Source organism: Nostoc cf. edaphicum LEGE 07299 (assembly GCF_015207245.1).
GTDB classification, from domain to species: Bacteria; Cyanobacteriota; Cyanobacteriia; order Cyanobacteriales; family Nostocaceae; genus Nostoc; species Nostoc edaphicum_B.
The window spans coordinates 1-5,510 of record NZ_JADEXF010000301.1 but is presented as its reverse complement, the minus strand read 5'-3'; the positions used below and the strand labels follow the sequence as shown (position 1 = coordinate 5,510).

Annotated in this window: 5 protein-coding genes; 2 read left to right on the top strand and 3 right to left on the bottom strand. The window is 42.6% G+C overall.

All coding sequences use genetic code 11. The features are described 5' to 3' along the window. The first annotated feature begins 111 nt into the window (after positions 1–111). A complete protein-coding gene (locus IQ229_RS11080; RefSeq protein WP_194043660.1) occupies positions 112–687 on the top strand; it encodes a hypothetical protein in 576 nt (191 codons plus the stop codon). A gap of 100 nt (positions 688–787) precedes the next feature. Here the strand turns inward: IQ229_RS11080 and IQ229_RS11075 are convergent, their stop codons facing one another. Continuing rightward, complete coding sequence (locus IQ229_RS11075) at positions 788–1,726, bottom strand: phosphoribulokinase (RefSeq protein ID WP_194043662.1); 939 nt, start codon at positions 1,724–1,726, stop codon at positions 788–790. A gap of 328 nt (positions 1,727–2,054) precedes the next feature. Beyond that, positions 2,055–2,513 carry a CoA-binding protein gene (locus IQ229_RS11070; RefSeq protein WP_194043658.1) on the bottom strand — a complete coding sequence of 153 codons (459 nt, stop codon included), beginning with the start codon at positions 2,511–2,513 and terminating at the stop codon, positions 2,055–2,057. A gap of 392 nt (positions 2,514–2,905) precedes the next feature. Between IQ229_RS11070 and IQ229_RS11065 the strand changes: the two genes are divergently transcribed. Further along, positions 2,906–3,571: an O-methyltransferase gene (locus tag IQ229_RS11065; protein WP_194043656.1), complete on the top strand. Its 666-nt coding sequence runs from the start codon at positions 2,906–2,908 to the stop codon at positions 3,569–3,571. A 58-nt stretch (positions 3,572–3,629) separates the two neighbouring features. Here the strand turns inward: IQ229_RS11065 and IQ229_RS11060 are convergent, their stop codons facing one another. Then, on the bottom strand, positions 3,630–5,306 hold the full coding sequence (locus IQ229_RS11060; protein WP_194043654.1) for a fasciclin domain-containing protein: 1,677 nt from the start codon (positions 5,304–5,306) through the stop codon (positions 3,630–3,632). Positions 5,307–5,510 lie beyond the last annotated feature (204 nt).

Here is a 5,510-nt window from a genome sequence, read left to right as displayed (position 1 = left end):
TGATATGAGCGGATGAACAAGAACGCCCAAATATGACAAAAGGCTACTATTTCAAAGGGAATACTAAAAATAATATAATTTAGGGCGATGCCTACGGCAGTAAACTACGCTATGTTTGACGAGCTATTCAACAATCTGACAAATTTTATTCTCTCTAAAGCTAAGGAAACCCTTAACGAGCTAGAAAAACCCCTCGCTATTCCCGAACCCGCAGAGCCATTTGTGCTGATTCGTCGATTCACACTTGCCGATTCCATAGTCACAAAGGGAGGCATTGGAATTGTCGGAGAAAGTTGGCAAATTGAAGCTTATGACGATAATAGTCAGCGCTTTCTAACTAATAGTACAGATCCTTTGCGAAAAGTCATCTTGTTTGAAATTGCAGAACCCGATGTTCAAGAGTGTGTTCTTGCTTGTCACTTTAATGCGAAAGCGCTAAACACAGAAAAATCAATTGCAGTGAGTTTAGGTGTAGGTAGACCACGAGAATCGGGCGGACTGAGAACAACTTCATGGGGTAGAGGAGTTTCACCAGAGGAAAATTTTCAGCCTTACAAAGTGCGTGCCTATTTTAAAAAAGAAGCAGATGCTGCCAAAATCCAAATCATTGTGCAATTTGAGAGTAGTGGTATTCTTCAAATTAAAGATATTGAATTGCTGCAAGCCCCCGTCAAGTCACAATCATGAGCAATATATGAAATTTGAATAGTTAAAAGGGCGGTTAGAAACCGCGTGTACATGAGGCTTTACCCACGGAGATGGGTTTCAAATACTCAATTTTCGCTAATTACTGATGAATTTGCGTTGCTTTCAGCATGTGGTAGGTAATAATCAACTGAGTCAAAGCCAGGGGGTAACTTTGCAGTGTTTCTCCAGTTGTACCAGCAATTTTACCCAGTTCTGGATTACTTTCGCGATCGCAAATACTTCGTAAATGGGGCATATCAGAACATATAACATGCTCTAGCTTATTTACTTGGTCTAAGGTTGCATGGCCATCAACTTCTAAGACATCTACAGGCTTACTCATATCCCTGTCTAACCCCAAGCGAATCGCTGAGTCAGAATTACCATAGCCAGGGTTGATAATCTGGGTAAAATCTGGATGCGGAATTGTCGGACGAAGTACCAGACGAACATTCAGGTGTCCATTACTTTCATCATCTTCTCCGGTAGGTGGGTAAAAACTGATTACGATATCAGACCATTGCCGCTGCGGACGGATAAATTGTGCTGAGTCTGGTTCGCGCTTTTCTAATTCTGCCACCACCTGTTCGGCGGTGTAGCCGCGCTTTTGGGTATCCCGCTTGACTTTCCACTTTGTACGTAGTTCTTCAGGGGGTGCAAGGTAAACTTTTACGTCGTAGGAGTCACGGGCGGCACGAGTAGAATAACCGAGTAATCCCTCAATGATTACGAATTTATTGGGCTTGATATAGTGCGGTGGCTCGAATGTGCCGGTTTTATGACTGTAAACTGGCTTAAGAATTGGTTGTCCTGTGCGTAGCAGCGACAGATGTTGCTGCATAATATCTAAATGATTGCAATCGGGGTGGAGAGCAGTGATACCAATATCTGCACGTTGTTGGCGATCGTAACGGTGATAATCATCTGTACAAATGAGTGTGACATTTTCTGGGCCGAGTACCTGAGCGATTCCTCGCGTTAGTGTTGTTTTACCAGCCGCGCTGTCGCCGACAATACCAAGAATTATTGGACGGCTCATCATAACCTCCCACAATAAAAACAACTTTAGTAATAAAATTACCTACAATAGTTTTTATTCTAGAAGGGTTTAAGCAAGTAGCTCAAACAAACACTTGGTATGCAATATCTCTACACATATAGCAATCCTATTTGAGCTGTGAAAAATATAGATTAGAAAACGAACAGCTAAGGACGCAAAGGAAAGAAAGAAGAAAAAGAGATATAATTTTCACGAATGATTTAGGACTGCTATAGAAGGTTTGTGCGATGCCTACGGCGGTAAACTACGCTTTTTGCATAATAATTACAATCTAAATGATTGTTAGAGTTATCTGTACGCATCAAAACTAGATATTTTCTGTTGAACCTACTCTCAGCCGCAGATATTCAATTTTGATACAAGCATCCATAACCACATTGAGTCCTGCATCTATAGCTTTTTGTGCTGATGGTTGATGCCAGATACCCAGTTGTGTCCACACAGTTTTAGCACTGATGGAAATTGCTTCATCTACAATTTCTGGCAAGTACTCAGAACGACGAAACACGTTAACAATATCCACGGGTTCGGGTAATTCCTGGAGTGTAGCATAACTGGGTTGACCGTCAATTTCTTGAATTAGCGGGTTGACGGCATAGACTATATAGCCTGTCTGCCGCAAAAATTGGGCGATTTGATAACTGGTGCGTTGGGCGAAGCCCTTGCCGTAGGCATCGCGTTTATCAGAGTGACCTACAACAGCGATTGTTTTGGCTTGGATTAACACCTCGCGCAGAGCGTTATCATTTTCTTTAAGGTTTGGCATGATTTAAAATATCCTGAGCGTAGGCGCAGCCCGTCGTAGACATCGCTTTGCTTATCATACTGAGTTGCATTTAAATATAATTTTGACTTTTAAAAAATCATTCACGAGTAAAAAAGACTCATTCACGAGTAAAAAAGACTCATTCACGAGTATCAAAGACTCATTCACGAGTATAAAAGACTCGTCCACGAGTATCAAAGACTCATTCACGAGTATAAAAGACTCGTCCACGAGTATAAAAGACTCATTCACGAATATAAAAGGCTCGTCCACGAGTATCAAAGGCTCGTCCACGAGTATAAAAGACTCATCCACGAGTATCAAAGACTCGTTCACGAGTATCAAAGACTCGTCTCCTATTTTCCATGCCCAATGCCCAAAGCCCAATGCCCATGACAACTAAAACATTAGGACTCGAACAAAACCTCTATGAATATTTACTGTCAGTCTCTCTCCGAGAACCAGAAATTTTAACCCAACTGAGGCAAGAAACAGCCCAATATCCAATCGGGAGAATGCAAATTGCTCCCGAACAAGGGCAATTTTTGGCTTTACTGGTGCAATTGCTGGGAGCTAAGAAAACTTTAGAAATTGGGGTATTTACAGGTTATAGTTCCCTCGTGGTGGCATTGGCGTTACCGACGGACGGTAAAGTGGTAGCCTGTGATATTAGTGAAGAATTTACAACGATCGCTAGACGTTATTGGCAACAAGCAGGAGTGGCAGATAAAATTCAACTGCACATTGCCCCAGCTTTGCAGACTTTGGATCGGTTACTGGCAACAGGAGAAGGAGAAACTTTTGATTTTGCTTTCATCGATGCAGATAAGAGCAACTATGATGGCTATTATGAGCGATCGCTGCAATTAGTGCGTCCGGGTGGACTGATTGCGATCGATAATGTTTTATGGTCTGGACAAGTAGCCCAGGAGCAAAATCAAGATGAAAGCACTCAAGCAATCCGGGCACTGAACGAAAAGTTACATCATGACGAGCGAGTTACCCTCTCCCTTGTTCCCATCGCCGATGGACTTACTTTAGCAATCAAGCGACCTTAATACGGCAAGAGCGCACAACTAACTGTGCGCCCTTATTGCGTGTTCTGCTTCTATTTACTTAGAAGTTATAGCCAACTCCTAATAGTAGCCCTACATCAGTATCATCCAGAAAAGAAGCATTTACGGAACCTGTCACCGTAAATCGAGAACCTACAGGAAGGTCTACACCACCAGTTAGCAGTAATCCAATATCAGTATCGAGATTAGCTTCAATTGCTACACCAGCACCTATAAAAGGAGATATAGCAAAACTTCTTTCGCCCACCGAACCTGCTGTACGGGGAGAAAAATCTAAAGTCACGGGAACTAAAAATATTGTATCGTCCCCAAATATCACTGATGGTCTAACTGATAGATAGTTTGTCAGACCAACTTTACTGATTACTGCAAAGTTACTATCACTCAAAGCTGTATCGTTGCCGCTCAAACCAATATTACCACCACCACCGATATAGCTTCTGCCACCACGAGTAGCTCTACCTGCTGTAACATCGGGTGTTCCGTCCGTGCTTCCTGGTGGCTGATTTAACTGACTGATGTTAACATCAGGCGGAATCAGGACTTGGTTAATTGCATGGATGACACCATTGCTAGCTTTAACATCTGCCTGGAGAACTCTGGCATTATTCACTGAAACTTGACTGTTAGCGGAATCGATTTGAATATTTACAGGTCTTCCTTCATCGGTTTTCAATTCTCCAGCCGAGAGTTGACTAGCAGTTACCGCACCGGGAACCACATGATATCTCAAAATCTTAACTAACGCTTCTCTGTTTTCTGGTTGCTGTAACTGTTCTAAGGTAGCAGCAGGCAAAGCAGCAAATGCATCATTGGTGGGAGCGAAGACTGTATAAGGGCCTGGCTGTTGAAGAATATCTGCTAGACCGGCTGTCTTTAATAAAGAAGTCAGAGTTGTAAAAGAACTACTAGATGCTGCCAGAGAAACAATATCAGTACTTGCAGGAGTTCCAGCTACAACGTACTGACTAGCTGGAAGATTGCTAGCAATGGGTTGCACCCGTCCTTGTCTAACTAAAGCTTGATATAAAAGTGCTGCTGCTTCAGCACGAGTCAAAGACTGTTGCGGATTGAGTTGTTTTACATCCGGGTAGTTGACAACAAGATTACCTACTGTCGCTGCTGCCACACTGCCAACAGCATACTCAGGGATAGCTGAGGCATCGTTATAGAAATTAGTGAGAGTACTTGTATCGCCACCAGTTAAACCTAAGCCACTACTTAAAGCAACGATCCCCTGCACTCTAGGAATTTCTTGATTTGGTCTAAACACGTTCCCAGGATAGCCTGCCAAAAATCCAATTTCGTAAGCGTTTTGAATTGCAGCAGCTGCCCAGTAGTTAGCAGGAACATCACTAAATCCACCCGCACTTAATTGCCGGACTCGGTTTTGGTTACCGAAAGCTTTTTGAATCAAGGCAGCAAATTCAGCACGAGTCACAGGCTGATTTGGTCTATAAGTACCATCAGGAAAGCCACTAATTACGTTATTCTCAGCTAGGGCTTGAATGAAGGGACGCGCCCAATAATCTGAGGAAACATCAGATAGGTTAACTGTTGAAGTAGGTGATGGTGTCGCTGGTGATGGTGTCGCAGATGGAACAGGAGTTTGAGATGAAGCTGGGGCAGAAATTACGATGGGAGTTATTGTAGCAGCTGTCATTCCCAAAACTAGCAAAGCAACCTTTGTTGATGACCAACGAGACAAACTAGACATGGAAATATCCTCTTTTCAATTTCTTGGGTTGACTATTGGGAAATACTGGATGCAAGGTTAAGTGAATACAAATATCCAGATGATTATTTGGTTTGCCTTGATATGGAAACCAAAATGAAACCCGTTAACTCTGGAAAGTTCAAATGTGGGACATTATGAGTAGCTGCTCTGATATCTCATAACATTTATCCAAATGTTTACCAC

Bases quoted from the DNA above. Each gene is read 5' to 3' on its own strand.
- IQ229_RS11080 (WP_194043660.1), top strand. From the start codon at position 112: ATGTTTGACGAGCTATTCAACAATCTGACAAATTTTATTCTCTCTAAA.
- IQ229_RS11065 (WP_194043656.1), top strand. From the start codon at position 2,906: ATGACAACTAAAACATTAGGACTCGAACAAAACCTCTATGAATATTTA.
- IQ229_RS11060 (WP_194043654.1), bottom strand. From the start codon at position 5,306: ATGTCTAGTTTGTCTCGTTGGTCATCAACAAAGGTTGCTTTGCTAGTT.
- IQ229_RS11075 (WP_194043662.1), bottom strand. From the start codon at position 1,726: ATGAGCCGTCCAATAATTCTTGGTATTGTCGGCGACAGCGCGGCTGGT.
- IQ229_RS11070 (WP_194043658.1), bottom strand. From the start codon at position 2,513: ATGCCAAACCTTAAAGAAAATGATAACGCTCTGCGCGAGGTGTTAATC.